This is a genomic window from Methylobacterium sp., assembly GCF_019750675.1.
Classification (GTDB): domain Bacteria; phylum Pseudomonadota; class Alphaproteobacteria; order Rhizobiales; family Beijerinckiaceae; genus Methylobacterium.
Window position 1 is genome coordinate 1 of the sequence record NZ_JAIEOF010000041.1, and the last position, 15,682, is coordinate 15,682.

15 protein-coding genes are annotated in these 15,682 nt (G+C 67.2%); 12 read left to right on the forward strand and 3 right to left on the reverse strand.

The window, feature by feature from the left end; genetic code table 11:
• From K2X24_RS02100 to K2X24_RS02125, 6 genes are all read left to right on the forward strand, one after another.
• The coding region (locus K2X24_RS02100; RefSeq protein WP_292494201.1) for a patatin-like phospholipase family protein at positions 1–1,496 on the forward strand (1,496 nt) is incomplete at its 5' end.
• A gap of 103 nt (positions 1,497–1,599) precedes the next feature.
• Positions 1,600–2,946: a glycosyltransferase gene (locus K2X24_RS02105; protein ID WP_230366164.1), complete on the forward strand. Its 1,347-nt coding sequence runs from the start codon at positions 1,600–1,602 to the stop codon at positions 2,944–2,946.
• Entirely contained in the window at positions 2,947–3,162 is a 216-nt protein-coding gene (locus K2X24_RS02110) for a ferredoxin (protein ID WP_066921024.1), read from the forward strand.
• A complete protein-coding gene (locus K2X24_RS02115; protein WP_230366165.1) occupies positions 3,159–4,484 on the forward strand; it encodes an FAD-dependent oxidoreductase in 1,326 nt (441 codons plus the stop codon). The genes K2X24_RS02110 and K2X24_RS02115 overlap by 4 nt, the downstream gene beginning before the upstream one ends.
• A complete protein-coding gene (locus K2X24_RS02120) occupies positions 4,477–5,718 on the forward strand; it encodes a cytochrome P450 (RefSeq protein ID WP_063986898.1) in 1,242 nt (413 codons plus the stop codon). Before K2X24_RS02115 ends, K2X24_RS02120 begins: the two co-directional genes overlap by 8 nt.
• Positions 5,719–5,756: 38 nt before the next feature.
• Positions 5,757–6,068, forward strand: coding sequence for a hypothetical protein (locus tag K2X24_RS02125; protein WP_063986897.1), 312 nt, complete (start codon positions 5,757–5,759; stop codon positions 6,066–6,068).
• A gap of 290 nt (positions 6,069–6,358) precedes the next feature.
• Here K2X24_RS02125 and K2X24_RS02130 read toward each other — a convergent pair whose 3' ends face one another.
• Positions 6,359–7,192 (reverse strand): 3-hydroxybutyrate dehydrogenase, encoded by an 834-nt coding sequence (locus tag K2X24_RS02130; RefSeq protein ID WP_063986896.1) that lies wholly within the window; start codon positions 7,190–7,192, stop codon positions 6,359–6,361.
• 160 nt (positions 7,193–7,352) lie between these two features.
• On the opposite strand from K2X24_RS02130, the gene K2X24_RS02135 reads away from it, so the two are divergent.
• The 6 genes from K2X24_RS02135 to K2X24_RS02160 all read left to right on the forward strand — a co-directional run bounded on the left by K2X24_RS02135 (position 7,353) and on the right by K2X24_RS02160 (position 12,546).
• Positions 7,353–8,282, forward strand: a complete 930-nt coding sequence (locus tag K2X24_RS02135) for a LysR family transcriptional regulator (protein WP_063986895.1) — start codon at positions 7,353–7,355, stop codon at positions 8,280–8,282.
• Positions 8,283–8,415: 133 nt separating this feature from the next.
• On the forward strand, positions 8,416–8,919 hold the full coding sequence (locus K2X24_RS02140; protein ID WP_063986894.1) for a cupin domain-containing protein: 504 nt from the start codon (positions 8,416–8,418) through the stop codon (positions 8,917–8,919).
• 27 nt (positions 8,920–8,946) lie between these two features.
• Positions 8,947–10,185 (forward strand): MFS transporter, encoded by a 1,239-nt coding sequence (locus tag K2X24_RS02145; protein WP_082773257.1) that lies wholly within the window; start codon positions 8,947–8,949, stop codon positions 10,183–10,185.
• Positions 10,186–10,230: 45 nt separating this feature from the next.
• Positions 10,231–11,430 (forward strand): patatin-like phospholipase family protein, encoded by a 1,200-nt coding sequence (locus K2X24_RS02150; protein WP_082773265.1) that lies wholly within the window; start codon positions 10,231–10,233, stop codon positions 11,428–11,430.
• 201 nt (positions 11,431–11,631) lie between these two features.
• Positions 11,632–11,898 carry a hypothetical protein gene (locus K2X24_RS02155; protein ID WP_012457154.1) on the forward strand — a complete coding sequence of 89 codons (267 nt, stop codon included), beginning with the start codon at positions 11,632–11,634 and terminating at the stop codon, positions 11,896–11,898.
• Between the two features lie 492 nt (positions 11,899–12,390).
• Entirely contained in the window at positions 12,391–12,546 is a 156-nt protein-coding gene (locus K2X24_RS02160) for a hypothetical protein (protein ID WP_230366166.1), read from the forward strand.
• A 139-nt stretch (positions 12,547–12,685) separates the two neighbouring features.
• Here the strand turns inward: K2X24_RS02160 and K2X24_RS02165 are convergent, their stop codons facing one another.
• Complete coding sequence (locus tag K2X24_RS02165; RefSeq protein WP_012457151.1) at positions 12,686–14,227, reverse strand: CYTH and CHAD domain-containing protein; 1,542 nt, start codon at positions 14,225–14,227, stop codon at positions 12,686–12,688.
• A gap of 394 nt (positions 14,228–14,621) precedes the next feature.
• A complete protein-coding gene (senB, locus tag K2X24_RS02170; protein ID WP_012457150.1) occupies positions 14,622–15,587 on the reverse strand; it encodes a selenoneine biosynthesis selenosugar synthase SenB in 966 nt (321 codons plus the stop codon).
• Positions 15,588–15,682 lie beyond the last annotated feature (95 nt).

Below are 15,682 nucleotides of genomic sequence, written 5' to 3' on the forward strand. Positions count from 1 at the left end.
CCACCTCAGGCCGCCTGACCGATGGCCGCTCCAACTCCACCCCGAATTTCCACCTCATTGACGGACACGACCTCCGGCTCCCTCGGGCGGGGTTCGAAGATCTGATCACCCGCCATCCCGGTACGCTGCTGTACTTCGCCCGCATCCTGGCGAAGCGGCTGACCACCGCTCATACCGGAGTGACCCTGGGGCATGCGCCGCGGAGCTTCGCCTTGATGGCGGTGACGGAGGGGCTCAGGGCCGCGCCCTTCGGCGAGAGGCTGGCCCACGCGCTGGATGCCGCGCTTCCCGGGCGGACCGGCTGCCTCACCGAATGGCCGCCGGAGGCCGATGAGGCATGGTTCCACCGCTACGAGCAGGCGCACGACCGCACGGTCTTCGTCGCGCACCGGATCGACTGCCCCTGGTGTCAGCTCTGCCTACGCCATGCCGACCACGTCCTGCTGCTGGCCGAGCCCGGCGCTCCGCCCCGGCCCGGGGCCGCTGCCTACCTAGCCTCGATCCGCTCCGACTGGATCCGCATGGACCTTGCAGTGGCACAGCCGGCCGATATCCGCCTGCCGCGCCCCCTCCATCCCGAGGTCGCCGCGCTGCCTTTCGCCCTGCGCCTGCAGGTCCGGGAGAACCACGGGAGCGACTTCGCGCGGCTGGCCCGCATCGCCTCCGGCCACGCGCGTGCCCTCGTCCTCGGCGGCGGCGGGGCCCGCGGCCTCGCCCATCTCGGCGTGTTGCGGGTCCTTGCCGAGGCGGGGCTCGACATCGACCTCGTCGGCGGCACCAGCATGGGCTCGATCCTGGCCGCCAGCGTCGCGATGGACTTGAGCCTGGACGAGATCGAGACCTACACGGTGGCATCCTTCGTCGGGCGCAACCCCCTCAACGATTACACGCTGCCGTTCCACGCACTGACCAGGGGCGCCAAGGTGGATGCGGGGCTGGCCGAGCGGTTCGGGGATGCCCGCATCGAGGATCTCTGGCGTCCCTTCTTCTGCGTGTCCTCGAACCTGACGACGGGCACGGCCATGGTCCACCGGGTCGGCGCCCTCGACCGGGCAATCCGTGCCAGCATCGCCATTCCCGGCCTGCTGCCGCCGGTGGCGAGCGAAGACGGCATCCTCGTCGATGGCGGCATGATGAACAACCTGCCCGCCGACGTGATGGCGGACCTCGACCGCGGCCCGGTGCTTGCCGTCGATGTCGGCAGCGACAGCGCCTTCCAGGCCATGCCGCGGCGTGGCATGGGCGCCCGGGCGGTCCGACGCATCCTCGGCATCTCGGATCAGCTCCCCGGTATCGCCCATCTGCTCCTGCGCTCCGCGACGGTGTCGAGCGGCGCCCAGACCATCGCGGCCGTGACCCGCGCGGCGATCCTGCTCAAGCCCGCCCTTGCGGGGGTGGACCTACGGGCGTGGTCGAGCTTCGAGACGACGGCCGAGCTCGGCTACCGCTGCGCCCGGGAGGCGCTGGAGACGGGCCGCCTGCGGGCCTGGACATGAGCGTCCCCGGTGCTTGGGCGCACGCGATGGATTCGCGCACGGTAACAGAACCTTTCCTGTCGCGAATGAACGGGCATCCATTCCGGTGCTTCAGGAGGCTACCGTGAAAGTCCTGCTCGCCGCGACGCCGCTCACGGGCCACGTCAATCCCATGCTCGCCGTCGGCCGCCTGCTGGCCGACCGAGGTGACTCGGTCACCTTCGTCACCGATCCCGCCTTCGCCCCGCAAGTCCATGCAGCGGGTTTCCACTTCATCCCTTGCCCGGACCATGGGGCTGCCAGCTACCTCGAACCCCACCTGCCGCCCGGCCCGGAGCGCTGGAGCAACGAGTTCGCCCGGCGCTTCATCGACCCCATGCCGGGCCAGGCCGCCCTACTGCGCGAGCTGATCGAGGACGAGGCTCCGGATATGATCGTCGCCGGCAGCATGTTCCTTGGCGTGCTGCCCCTACTCCAGTCGAGCCGGCCGCGGCCGCGCATCGTCGTCCTGAACGTCAGCGTCCTGTTCCTCGACAGGGCGGACGGCGCCCCGGTCGGTCTCGGGCTGCCCCCCGCCCGGGACGAGAACGAGCGCGCCCGCTACCTGACGCTCGGCGCCGCCATCGACCTGGGGTTCGTGGGGCCTGTTCGGGCCCATGCCGACGGGCGGCTCGCGGCGTTGGGTCTGCCGCCCCTCCCAGCTTCCCTCACGCAATCCATCGTCCAACTGCCCGATGTTTTCCTCCAGCAAGGCGTGCCGGGCTTCGAGTTCGAATGCCGGGCACCGCCGCGCAACCTGCGCTTCATCGGCCTTCTCCCCCTTGGCCGGTCTTTGGCGCCGCGCCCGTCCTGGTGGGACGAACTGGACGGCGACAGGGCAGTGGTCCTCGTCACTCAGGGTACCCTGGCCAACGGTGACCTCACGCAGCTCGTCGTGCCGACGCTCGCCGCCTTGGCCGACCGGGACGACCTCCTCGTCGTCGCGACGACCGGCGGGAAGTCCGTCGATGCCCTCGGGACGAAGCTGCCGCCGAACGCCCGGGTCGCATCGTTCCTGCCCTTCGACGCGATCTTCCCCAAGGTCGACGTGTTCGTGACCAACGGGGGCTACGGCAGCGTCCTGCAATCGCTGGCCGCCGGGGTGCCCATCGTGGCGGCGGGCAAGACGGAGGACAAGGCGGAGGTCGCCGCCCGCGTCGGCTGGTCGGGTGTCGGGATCGACCTCGGGACGAGCACGCCGACGGGCGCGGTCCTCGGCGGGGCCATCGACCGGGTGCTCTCCGAACCCGGCTTCCGGCGCCGGGCGCAGGCGATGGCTGCCGACTTCGAGGAGCTGGATGCCGGACGGGAAATTCTCGGCGCCATCGACGAGCTCTTCCACCGCGACAAGGCTGCCTCGCCCGCCTCCCTGCCGCAGAAAACATCCGAGCCTCGCCCCCGCTCATCCGTCCACACGTTCGGAGCCTCGTGAATGCGCGTCGTGGTCGATCTCAACCGTTGCCAGGGCTACGCCCAGTGCTGCTACGCTGCCCCCGAGCATTTCGAGGTGCGGGGCCACGAGATCCTTTTCTACGACCCCGCCCCGCCGGAGGCGAAACGGGAGCAGATCGAGCGGGCGCAACAGGCCTGCCCCGTCCGGGCCATCGAGGTCGAGTCCGCGGGCCTGACCGAGGAGGCCGAACTGTGATCGGCGTGCAGCGCCCGGGCATCGTGGTGGTAGGGGCCTCGCTCGCCGGGCTGCGGGGCGCGGAGGCGCTGCGCGACGGGGGCTACGATGGCCCCCTGACGATCGTCGGCGACGAGCCCCACCGGCCCTACGACAGGCCGCCCCTGTCGAAGCATGTCCTGGCGGGGGAACTCGCGCCGGAGGCCACCGAGCTGCCCCAGCTCCGCAGCCTGCGCGCCCGGTGGCGGCTCGGCCAGCCAGCGGTGGCCCTCGACCGGGAGCGACGGGTGGTTCGCCTCGCCGATGGCGCGACGCTCCCCTACGAGACGCTGCTGATCGCCACCGGCGCGAGGGCGCGGACATGGCCGGGCGAGGGCGCGGACCTCGCCGGGATATTCACGATCCGCACGGTGGAGGACGCCCGCTCCCTGCGGAATGCCCTCGCGCAGCGTCCCGGTCGCGTCCTCGTCGTCGGTGCCGGATTGATCGGCTGCGAGGCGGCCTCATGCTGCCGAGACCTTGGCTTGGACGTCACCCTCGTCGACCCCAACCCGACGCCCCTCGCTCGCCTGCTCGGGACCGTCATCGGTGGCACGCTCGCCGGGCGGATGAGGGACGCCGGCGTCGACATCCGCATGAACACCAAGATTCACTCGTTCTCCGGCGAGAAGGGCGGGGTGCGCCGCGCTCACTTGCCGGGCGGCGCAACGATCGCGACGGACCTCGTCATCGTGGCCCTCGGCGCGACGCGCGAAACCGGATGGCTCGCCGCGGCGGGCCTCCGCGCCGATGCGGGCGGCCTGACCTGCGACGCAGCCTGCCGGGCGATGACCCTCGCGGGTGAGCTCGATCCCGCAATCTACGCGGCCGGCGACGTCGCGCGCTGGCCCAACCCCCTCACCGGCAATCGCCCGATGACGGTCGAGCACTGGGGAAACGCGGTGGACCAAGCCCGGCACGCGGCCGCCAACATGCTGGCCCGTCCCTCCGAACAGCCTCCGTACGGCCACCTGCCGGCCTTTTGGTCGAGCCAGTTCGGCCTCAACATCAAGCTCGTCGGCCTCACCGAGGGGGCGGACGCCCTGGCCGTCGTCCAGGGGGCGCGGGCCTCGCAGCGGTTCCTGGCGGTTTACGGCAGGGCCGGGCGCAGCGTCGCCGCCGTCTCCTTCGATCAGGCGCGCTGGCTACCCGCCTATGCCGAGGCCGTCGCCGCAGGGTCGGCCTTCCCGCCGATCCTCGGCGCCACCGACCAGCCGCGGATCGAGTGGCTGGAGCCTGGCTTCCCCGTCCCGCGGCGTTCCACCGACCAGGCCGCGCCGACCCTGGAGGCGGCCCATGGGTGACGACACGCTGTTTGCGCAGGTCCTCGACCCGAGGAACCGGCCGGATCCCTACCCGCTGTACGGAAGGTTACGCGAGACGCCGGTCTCCCGCCAAGCCGACGGCAGCTTCGTCGTCAGTACCCATGCCGCAGTGAGGAGCCTCATCTTCGATCCCCGGCTCAGCTCCGAAGACCTGCCGCCCTCCCGGCGGCCCCCCACGGGCAACCCCCTGAGGGACTGGATCCTCAACCCGATCAGGAACCGAGTGGTCAACGCCCACCGTCCGCTGATCTTTCGCGACCCGCCCGACCACGACACCCTGCGCGACTTCGTGATGAAGGAGTTCACCATCGCCCGGGTGCGGGAGTCCCACGCCAAGGTCGCCCGGCTCGTCGATACCCTGATCGACGCGTGCCGGGGCCGCGACACGGTCTGCCTCGTGGACGACCTGTCCTATCCCCTTCCCGTCGCTGTTATCTGCGAGCTTCTCGGCGTGCCCGAGGCCGACGAGGCGCAGTTCCATGCCTGGGCGATCCGCCTCGCGACGGCCCTGGAGCCCGACGCGCGCCACGACGAGGCGGGGCGGCGGGAGATCACCGCGACCTTCGATGCGATCTCGGACTACATGCGCCGGCTGATCCGCGAGAAGCGTCGGCGGCCGGCTGACGACATGCTCAGCGGCCTCGCCGCCCGTGGCGGCCAAGGTCGTCCGGCGATGGGGGACATCGACCTCATCTCGACAGCGATCCTGCTTCTCGTTGCGGGCCACGAGACGACGGTGAACCTCATCACCAACGGAATGCTCACCCTGCTCAGGCACCCGGACGAGCTTGAAAGGCTCAAGGTTGACCCCGCGCGAGCACCCCGCGTGATCGAGGAGATGCTGCGCTACGAGCCCCCCGTCCACTTTCGCACCCGCAAGGCGCTGGGTGCCATCGACGTGGCGGGGGTGACGATCCCGGCGGGATCGCCAGTAATCCTGCTCTTCGCGTCCGCGAGCCGTGACCCGGCACGCTTCGCGGACGCGGACCGGTTCGATCCGGATCGCCGGGACAACCAGCATTTCGGGTTCGGCGGCGGGCTTCACTACTGCGCCGGGGCACCCCTGGCGCGCATCGAGGCTGAGATCGCTCTCGTGACGCTCTGCCGGCGCCTCGTCGCCCCCCGGCTCCTAGATGACCCGCCGCCTTACCGGCCGGGCGCTTCCCTCCGCGGCCCGAAGAACCTCGGGATCACCATCGCGGGGATTACCTGACCTTTCCAGCGAAAGGTCGCCCTTGATAGGAAAATGAAATGTCTCGCAATTTCCGTATTCCCGTCGCCGCTCTCGCCCTGATGGGCGCTCTGACGGCCTTGCCCGCGACTTCCGAGACGCTCAAGGAATTGAGCGTCGCCGGTTCGGACGTCGAACTCAGCCCGTTCGAGACCCGACAGCTTCCCGTCGCCACCGCCAAGGACAAGAAGACCGGGCGGACGTTCAACGTCGTCAAGTTACCGAACGGCAAGATGATGGCCATGCAGTCGATCGAGAAACTGGGAGACCGGCTCTCCTATGCGGACGATTCGGAAATGATGTATGGCAACCATACCGGCTCAACCCGCTGACATCCGTCCCGGGGAGCTAAGATCCGCCGTGTGGCGACAGATATCGCCGCACGGCGCCGCCCTGCCTCCGGCCCGCCGGACGCTCGTTCGTAGCCGTCGCTCAGGAAGACTTGCCAACCCGACGTTCAGGCGTGCTTGTTCCGGGCGCCTGAGGTGCGCCGATGCCCGCCAGGGGGAGCAGCGTTCCTTACCCGTATGACCGCGAGGCCGAAAATGGACCTCCCCAGCCTAAAAGCCGCCGGTTGGAGGAAGGCCAGCGTTGCATGGGGAAGGGTCGGCGCGCTGCCTCCTCAATGGGCCGTCCAGCCACCGTCGACGTTGATCGAGGCGCCCGTGATCGAGGCCGCTGCCGGGCTGCATAAGAAGGCGACGGTACCGGCGATCTCCTCGACGGTGACGAAGCGTTTGTTCGGTTGCTCGGCGAGGAACACCTGACGCACGACCTCCTCCTCCGAGATGCCGTGCGCGGCCGCCTGCGCGTGCACCTGATCCGCGACGAGCGGGGTCCAGACGTAGCCGGGACAGACCGCGTTGCAGGTTATGCCGACCTCGGCAGTCTCCAGGGCCGTGACCTTGGTCAGCCCCACGACGCCATGCTTGGCCGCCACGTAGGCGCTCTTGAACGGCGATCCGATCAGCCCGTGCGCCGAGGCCACGTTGACGATCCGGCCCCAGCCGCGCCGACGCATGTCGGGCAGCACCGAGCGCGTCGCGTAAAACACCGCCGAAAGATTGATGGCCAAGATAGCGTCCCACTTTTCGGGCGGGAACTCCTCGATGGGGCTGACATGCTGGATGCCGGCATTGTTCACGAGGATCTCGACGGGCCCGAGTGCGCGCGCCGAACGGTCGACGAGGTCCATGACGGCGCCGGGCTGCGAGAGGTCGGCATCGTCGTAGCGCACGGACGTCTGGTGCCGCTCGCTCAGATCGTGACAGAGGCGCGTGATCTCGGCCTCGTCGCCGAGGCCATTGATTACGATCAAGGCGCCCTGCTCGGCCAAGGTGTTGGCTATGGCAAGCCCGATGCCGCTCGTGGAACCGGTGACGATGGCCACGCGCCCGTCGAGCGGACGCGTCGTTCCGGTCCGGTCGAGCCCGGCCGACTGAAGTATCCGTAACATTGCTGTTGCCCTGATGGACTATGGCGGGTTCCGATGGAGATTGATCGCTCAAGTCTCGTGCGCGCCAATGCCGAGGCGTAATTGGGTCGATGCGTTTTCATTATTCGCAATCGCCGGTGTCGAGGGCGAGTTGAAAAGCAACGGGGGGTAGGAGGCGGCGATGGAGATCCACGAGATCCGTTACTTTCTCGCGGTCAGCGAGTTAGGCAACTTCACCAAGGCGGCCGAGCGCTGCAGCGTGACGCAACCCGCGCTGACCCGGGCGATCCAGAAGCTGGAGGACGAACTCGGTGGGTTGCTGTTCTCGCGCGAGCGCGGTCACGTGCACCTGACCGATCTTGGACGTCTGCTTGAGCCGGAGTTCAGCGAGATGAACGCGGGACGCGAGCGCGCCAAGCGGGCCGCCTCTCGCTTCCTGCGCCTGGAAGGGGCGCAGCTCACGCTCGGCGTGATGTGCACCATCGGGCCGATGCGCTTCGTCGGCTTCCTGAACCACTTTCGGGTGGCTCATCCGGGCATCGAGTTGACCTTGATCGAGGGCGTACCGGCCCGCCTGTCGGAGATGCTGCTCGCGGGCGAGCTCGACGTGGCGATCATGGCGCAACCGGACGGGTTCTGCGACAATCTGCGAGCGAGCCCGATCTACGAGGAGCGCTTCACGGTCGCCTGCGGGTTGCTCCACGAATTCGCCCGCCGTAACGCGATCTCGATGAGCGACATGGAAGGTCAGATCTATCTGCAGCGGATCAACTGCGAGTACCGCGACCGGCTCGCCGAACTCCTGCGCGAGCAAGGCACCGGAATTCTTCGGTCCCATCGCAGTGAGCGTGAGGACTGGATCCAGAGCATGGTGGCGGCCGGGATGGGAGTCTGCTTCTTGCCCGAGTTCTCCGTCACCCTGCCGGGCATCGCCTTGCTGCCGGTGATGGACCCGGTCGTGTCCCGGCAGGTCTGTCTCGTCACGGTTGCGGGCCGGCGCTGGTCATCGCCACTCGCGGCGCTCGTGGCGGCGCTCGGCCGATATCGCTGGCCTCCCAGCCGGTTCGATCTGGGCGAGGAGGTTACTCCTGAGCCGCTGGTATCCGCGTGAGGCGGGCGCCGAGCCGATAACCGCAAGGCATCGTCCCTACGCCGTAACGGCATTTCTGCCGCGGCCGCTACCCTCGGATGATCCAGGCGCATCCCGACCGGGATGGTTCCGACGTCCATCCAGGAGGGCAGCGATGGCCACGATCCCGAAGATCCGCAATGCGGTCAGATGCAACCTGCGAAGCTCACTCATCACGATTGCGGCCATCGCGCTCGGCGCCAGCACGGCACAGGCTGGTTCCTGCCCGGCGGACAAGGTGGCCGCGAGCGGCAATGGGCAGGCCGAGAGCAAGGCCTTGGCCAAGGGCGTGACCGACACCGTGATCGCCTCGACCGACCTCGTGAAGGAGCCGGTTGGCATAAAGGACCGGCAGTTCCGGTTGCGGCGGCTGGTGATCGAGCCAGGCGGCATCGTCCCCTGGCACAGCCACGGCGACCGCCCGGCCATCATATACGTCGTCGCAGGCGAGGTGGTCGAATACGCGAGCACGTGCGCGGTGCCGATCACCCACAAGGCCGGCGAGGCGACGACGGAGACGCACGCCACCGCGCATTGGTGGAAGAACACCGGCAGCACGACCGCCGTCCTTCTGTCGGCCGACCTCTTCCACGTGAAGGGCGATCCTCACGAGATGTGAGGCCGCGAGAAGGCAAGGAGGCGGGCCATGACCCATCCCGGTACGGTCGGCCTGAACGGGCCTACGCTGCGCGAGGGCAGCTACGCGGGTGACCTCGTCCGCAACCTGGTCATCGGCCTGATGGCATTCCTGACCGTGGTGGACCTGTTCGCAACCCAGGCCATCCTGCCGTCCCTCGCCCAGGCCTACGGGGTGAGCGCCGCCACGATCAGCTTCGCCGTCAACGCGACCACGCTCGGCATGGCCCTCGGCGGTCTCGGAGTAGCCCTGCTCGGTCGGCGTATCGACAGACGCCGCGGCGTGGTCGTCAGCCTGTTGCTTCTCGCCATCCCGACAGCGCTGCTCGGTACCCTGCCGGACCTCATGACCTTTGCCGCGCTCCGGGTGCTGCAGGGCATCTGCATGGCGGCGGCCTTCACGCTGACCCTCGCCTACCTGGGCGAGGCTTGCTCCGCGTCGGCCGCGGCCGGTGCCTTCGCGGCATACGTGACCGGGAACGTTGCCAGCAACCTTGTCGGCCGGCTCGTCGCCGCCGCCCTCGTCGACCACCTCGGGCTGGTCTCGAACTTCATCGCCTTCGCGCTGCTGAACCTCGCCGGCGCCGGCCTCGCCGTGCTCGTGCTGAGAGCCCCCCCGCCCAAACCGAGCGCAGACATGGGCCGGCACGGGCAAACCTCGCCGTTCGCCGTCTGGGCTGAACACTTCGCCAACCCGACGCTACTGGCCGCCTTCGGCATCGGCTTCTGCATCCTGTTCGCCTTCCTGGGAACGTTCACCTTCGTGAATTTCGTCCTGATCGGCTCGCCCTTCCTGGTCGGACCGATGATGCTGGGCTTCGTCTACTTCGTCTTTCTGCCCTCGTTGGTGATCACGCCGCTGGCCGGACGCGTGAGCGCTCGGCTCGGGCTCCGACGCGGCTTGGCCGTGGGCCTGCTGATTGCCGGGCTCGGCCTGCCGCTGCTGACGTCCATGGCCCTCCCGCTCGTCCTGGCCGGTCTCGTCCTCGTCGGGGTCGGCACCTTCCTGGCGCAAGCCATCGCCACGAGCGTCGTCGGCCGGTCCGCAACGGGAGAGCGGACGTCGGCGAGCGGGTTGTACCTCTTTTTCTACTATCTCGGCGGCCTCGCTGGCACGGCCGTCCTTGGACAGGTGTTCGAGCGCTGGGGCTGGGGCGCCTGCGTCCTCGGCGTGGCGGCCTCGCTCGCCCTGGCGGCGGCCCTGACATTGGGCCTGCGCGAGCCGAGTTCGGCCCGAGGTGTGACATAAATCCGAAGCCCGGCGGATCGAGCCCGGACCGCGATGGAGGATGCCATGCTCGATACGGTCCCACCTCAACCTCCCACGAACTCGTCTTCCGCGCCAACGGCACCCGAACCCGAGTCGCTCGCCCATGGCCTGCGCAGGCGATTCGGGCAGATCGTGCTGGTGTTACAGGGAGGCGGGGCTCTCGGCGCCTACCAGGTCGGCGTCTACCAGGCCCTGCACGAGGCCGGGATCGAGCCCGATTGGGTCATCGGCACCTCCATCGGTGCCATCAACGCCAGCCTGATCGCGGGAAATCCCCTGGAGCGCCGCCTCGAACGTCTCGATGCGTTCTGGAGCCGGGTCGAGCATGGTCCGCTGCATCGGACTTTGTCGGCGCTGCCGGTGTTCGGCACCTACGCCGCCAACTGGCTGACGATCACGCAAGGGATCGAACCGTTCTTCACTCCCAACCCGTTTGCCTTTGCCGGGCCGCATGTGCCGCTTGGTGCCGAGCAGGCGGGCTACTACTCGACCCGCCCGCTTGAGGCGACGCTGCGGGATCTCGTCGACCAACCGACGCTGAACCACGGCGGCTGCCGCCTCACGGTGGGGGCGGCGAACGTGGGCACCGGGCAGATGCGTTACTTCGACAGCCGGGACATGCGTCTTGACCTACGCCATGTCATGGCCTCCGGAGCGCTGCCTCCAGCCTTCCCGGCGGTCCGCATCGACGGCCAGCTTTACTGGGACGGAGGTATCCTCTCGAACACGCCTGTCGAGGCGGTGTTCGACGACAACCCGCGCCGGAACTCCCTGGTGTTCGCGATCCATATCTGGAATCCGGAGGGAGCGGAGCCAACCAGTATCTGGGAGGTGATGGGCCGCCAAAAGGACCTGCAATACGCGAGCCGCGCCCATACCCACATCACTCGGCAGAAGCAGTTGCACCGGCTCCGCCACGTCGTCGCGGAGCTCGCCAGGCGCCTGCCGGAGGAGGAGCGACAAACGCCGGAGGTGCGGGAGCTTGAGAGCTTCGGATGCCTGACGCGCATGCATGTGGTGCGGCTCCTCGCACAGCCGGTGGAGGGCCAGGACCATACGGGCGACGTCGACTTCAGCCGCGACGGCATCGCGGCGCGGCGGCAGGCTGGTTACGAGAACACCCGTAAGGCACTCGCCGACGCGCCCTGGGAGCGGGCGGTCGACGAGGTGGAAGGGCTTGTCCTCCACGAGAACGCGTCCGATCCGTCCGTCGGGTCGCTCTGAGATCCCGGAGCGGTTTCCTATCGGAAGTGCATACGATTTGGCCCGCTCCAGCAGGTTTGCGCGGGATCAGCCGCGTCGGGTTGGACCGCACGTCCTCGAAGTTCGAAGCCGGAGGGCATCGTCTTGATGCGCAATCGGCATTTCACGGCGCTGGTACATTCCTCGAAAGTCTAAATCCAATAATAACTTTGGAGTTATGTCATGATGAAAACACTGACGCTCGCCGGCGCGCTCATTGTCACAACATCTGGATATGCTTTGGCCCAGCAAACCTTTTCAGCGTGGGGGCATGACTTTACCGTCTCGCAGTTCGCGCCCCAGCAGATGATGGTCGGCGTCGCGACCGACAGCAAGACGGGGCGAAAGTTCAACGTCGTGAAGCTGAAGAACGGGAAGATGATGGCCATCTCGCCGATCACCGGCATGCAGGGCATGCCCGAGATGGCCCAGGACGACATGGTCCAATAGGCCGGATTTAGGGCTCACTCATCCCTGATGGTTCGGGTGCCTCATGAAAACGCCTTCGAACGTTCTCGGGGCGCCCGTTCCGTTGTTCTGATCCAGATCGGGTGCGTGGCCAGGATCAGGCTCTGAAGCGCTAGGCATCCACCTGTGCTCGACGACATGGTCACCCTGGTCGGTGCGCGGTTCACGGGGCACGCACTGTGGACGCACTTCCGCCTGGCCTCGTTCAACCTAACGCACGGCTTTAGGAGCGCCCATGGGCGCGGGGGCATGGTGGACTACTGCTTAATAAGGACGGATCACTTAGGCGCGTCCGCGTCCTGCAAGATCATATTGCTCTTCGTTGGCGTCAAACACCGGTCACGTGAGCATTGTAGTCCATAGCACTTCTGCCAGGATCGTGATGCCATGCAAATCCATGACCTCGATCAGGCGGCCGCGTTAACGGTCTGGCCTCGTACGACTCCCGCTAGGATTGCGCGGAGCAAGGACTATGTGACCCTTCGCGAGGCGCTCGATGCGGCCGGCAAGGCCATGGCGGCGGAGGACGTCCGGACCTGGATCATCACAGAGGCCGGCGACATCCTGTCCCCGAGCTGGATCGAGGCTCGTGTGGGGACGCCCCTCGCCGGCCGCCGTCCCCACACATGACAAGCGCCAATCTGGATGCATACACGGGCGAACGGTTCGTAACTGCCCTCGTCCCATGCCGAGCAGTAAGCCACCTCAGGCATCCGCCGCCCGCATTGACGCACGTCCTCGCCGGCACCGTCTTTGGCTGGGCACTGCATCAACGCCAGAATGGCCGCACGTCGATCAATGCCTCATGCGCCTTCGCTGCCGAAGCCACGAGCTTCGTTGCCCTTGCCTCGATATCCGCGGCCGTCATCCCCGCCGCGAACAACGCCGAGCCCGAACCGGCCTCGGTCAACTCGTTAAGCAACTCGTGACCGGTGGTGATATCGTTAAGATCGCCCAGGCTGTCTTGCAGGTCTTCGAGTGCCGCAACGAACGCCATGTGGCGCTTGCTGGCTTTCTTATCAATGTAAAGGCCCGCGAAGAACTCGGCGCCATAACGCAGCTTCTTCGCCGCGATGCGGACGTTATGGCGTTCCTCGGCGTTAAGGCTCTCAAGGTCTCGACCACGCTTCTTGACCTGACGCCTGCGTTTCTCCAGCACGCCGGCCGCGAACGCAATCGCCGGCTGATCACGGCGTCGGGCATCCCTGTCGTCGCCGGACGTGAGCCATGATCCGGCGTTGATCCAGGCCACCAGTTCGAGGATGAACCTGCGCCATTCCTCCGAGGCCAGGGTCTTCCGGACGGCCTCATAGGCCTCGGTGCGCTGGGCTTCGAGGTGCTTCTCCAGGTTGAGCAGCCCACCCTCGTCCGGATGGCGCGCACGCTCGGCGGGTAAGGTCCTGGTTAGGAAGACATCGAGGTTGCGTGCCCGGCCCAGCGGCGCCGAGAGCCGCTTGAGGGCGGCCCGCATGGCCTCGCTCCGGCCGTCCGCGATCATGTCGCCGAAGAGCGAGAACGCCGACCGCAGGCGGCGGATCGCGACACGCGTCTGGTGAAGGGCGCCGACATCGCGACGTTCGAGGATGACATCCTCGTTGAGACGCATGTGCCGCAAGCAGGCGTGGGCGATGCTTCGGAAGGCGTCGGCCGCCGTCATCTCTTCCAAAAGCAGGACCGGCTCCGCCTTGCGCATGCCGTTCGGTTCACCGTCGATCAGGGCGAACCCGCGCTCCGGCTTGGTCCGGACCCCGAGCCTCACAGAGACCTGGGAACACATCTCGTGGGCGAGGTCGAAGAGGTCGGCCGGCGAACCCTCCTTCAGTTCGAGTTCGATCTCGCTGATGGTCACGGCGTCGGAAGCGCGCTTCCCGGCGGTCTGAGTGATGCGGCCTTGATCCAACGCGACCTCGATGCGCGAGGCACCCTGTTCGACATGATAGGCGAGGCGCTCGACGGCAACCGTGAACATAGGCGCGAGCTTCGTGTTCTTTCCCAGCAACTTGGCCAGGGGCGTACCTTCCAGGGCGTCGCGGTCGGGTTCCGGTCCCTCGACCGGCCGCTCCCACTCCGACCGTTCGAGCAATCCGTCGCCGGCGCCCTTCGCGGTCTGCACGTATCCATCCTTCGTGCCCCGCACCCGCAGGACGTATCCGGCCTCGCGCAGCCGCCCGTCGTGCGTATCGAAGTAGACGGAGTTCAGCTGATCCCGCTCCTCGCCGACGGCGCCCCGAAGACGCGGGTGCTCCCGCAGAATGGTCAGGTCGGACGCGTCGCAGACCAACTTAAGTTCGATTTCTTTCGGTGCTGTCATCGAATCGTTGTATCGCTCTGAACGCGACCCTTAAAGAGGGAGCGCCATCGAAAGGCGAAAATCCCCTTGGGAATGAGGTGCTCGGGAGCTGGCGACGGATCTTGCATTTCGATGGTGATGTCGACCCAGCATCGACTGCGTGGTGGAGGCACTCGATTGCCCGGGGTCCCTGAGGCTGACCGACACGGGTCCAGAATGGCGCCTTATCGGTCTAAATTTCCTGCGGGTCTGAAACTGCTTCCAAAAATTGACCCTACCCTAGAGCAGGGCTAAGCCATTGCGGGCTTAAGAATTTCGGATAGCTAGGCAGGGTCACGATCGACGTCGATCGTGACCCTGCCTCGACTTTTCATGTTCCCGAAGTTTCAAGTTCTTAGAGCGAGTTCTACTGGGGTCAAACTTCTATGCTTATCGACACGACGACGCGTCGTAGAGATTCGCGCTCCTGCGCCGGTGAAAACAGATATGCGCGCGCTGCACCTCCATTGCTCAAAGCTCGGAGAAATTGTGGATCCTCTTCGGCTCGCAGAAGCATGCCGGCGAGGGCGGCGTCGTCACCGATCGGGAAGTAGCCCGGATATGCGGGACCAAGCAGACCGATGGTACCGGGAATGCCGGAGGCGATGACCGGCAGTCCGGCTGCGATAGCCTCCGATACCACGTTGGCGCCGCCCTCCTGACGCGAACTCAGAACCATGACCCGGCCACGGGTCAGCCAGCGCCGCACCAAGGATTGGGGACGATCCCCGAGCCATAGGTATCGCGAATTGTCAGCCATCTCGGCCCGTGCCCGGGTCGCCCAGACTTCCTCATGGGCACCACCGAGATGGACGATGCGGATGTGGGACCGCACCGGAAGCCTCCGGGCCGCACGGGCGGCGCAGAACGGGTCTTTCTCGGTGCGTAGATGCCCGATCACCAGGACTTCGAAAGCCTCCTCGGAGGCCGCCCAGCGCCGTCGACGAGGCAAGGCGGATTGGAACACCACGTCGACCTTTTGGCGATGGCGTTCAGGAAGTGCGGCGGGGACCAGATCGTGCAGGCCAATCAGCCGGTCCGCGAGGTCGAGCGAGCGCAGGGTCGGCTCGGGATCCGCGGCGAGATAGTGGTAGATGTCCGTGCCCGTGAGGGCGACGATGAGCGGCCGTTCCGGATGGCGCGCCTTGAACCGCGCGATGGACGAGGAGCTGCGCCAGGCGTGCAGCGCCAGCATCAGATCGGCGTCCGCATCGTCCTCATACGTCGTCGCCACATCGACTTGATGGCCGAGATCGCCGAGGATGCGAGCCCAGCGCACTGCCGTGGTCCGGTTGCCGGCGCGGGATGTCTTCGCGGCCGGCGTGATGAGGCTGATCTTCATGGGTTCGACAGGCTTCCGGGGAGCTATGCAGGATTTTAGGTGACGGCGGCGGTCAGGCGGCGCGGTGATCTGGGCTCGCGGTGACCTCGGTCCCG

Excerpts from the sequence above, each read along its gene's own strand:
- K2X24_RS02110 (WP_066921024.1), top strand. The coding sequence starts at position 2,947 with ATGCGCGTCGTGGTCGATCTCAACCGTTGCCAGGGCTACGCCCAGTGC.
- K2X24_RS02120 (WP_063986898.1), top strand. The coding sequence starts at position 4,477 with ATGGGTGACGACACGCTGTTTGCGCAGGTCCTCGACCCGAGGAACCGG.
- K2X24_RS02125 (WP_063986897.1), top strand. The coding sequence starts at position 5,757 with ATGTCTCGCAATTTCCGTATTCCCGTCGCCGCTCTCGCCCTGATGGGC.
- K2X24_RS02130 (WP_063986896.1), bottom strand. The coding sequence starts at position 7,192 with ATGTTACGGATACTTCAGTCGGCCGGGCTCGACCGGACCGGAACGACG.
- K2X24_RS02135 (WP_063986895.1), top strand. The coding sequence starts at position 7,353 with ATGGAGATCCACGAGATCCGTTACTTTCTCGCGGTCAGCGAGTTAGGC.
- K2X24_RS02140 (WP_063986894.1), top strand. The coding sequence starts at position 8,416 with ATGGCCACGATCCCGAAGATCCGCAATGCGGTCAGATGCAACCTGCGA.
- K2X24_RS02145 (WP_082773257.1), top strand. The coding sequence starts at position 8,947 with ATGACCCATCCCGGTACGGTCGGCCTGAACGGGCCTACGCTGCGCGAG.
- K2X24_RS02150 (WP_082773265.1), top strand. The coding sequence starts at position 10,231 with ATGCTCGATACGGTCCCACCTCAACCTCCCACGAACTCGTCTTCCGCG.
- K2X24_RS02155 (WP_012457154.1), top strand. The coding sequence starts at position 11,632 with ATGATGAAAACACTGACGCTCGCCGGCGCGCTCATTGTCACAACATCT.
- K2X24_RS02165 (WP_012457151.1), bottom strand. The coding sequence starts at position 14,227 with ATGACAGCACCGAAAGAAATCGAACTTAAGTTGGTCTGCGACGCGTCC.
- senB (WP_012457150.1), bottom strand. The coding sequence starts at position 15,587 with ATGAAGATCAGCCTCATCACGCCGGCCGCGAAGACATCCCGCGCCGGC.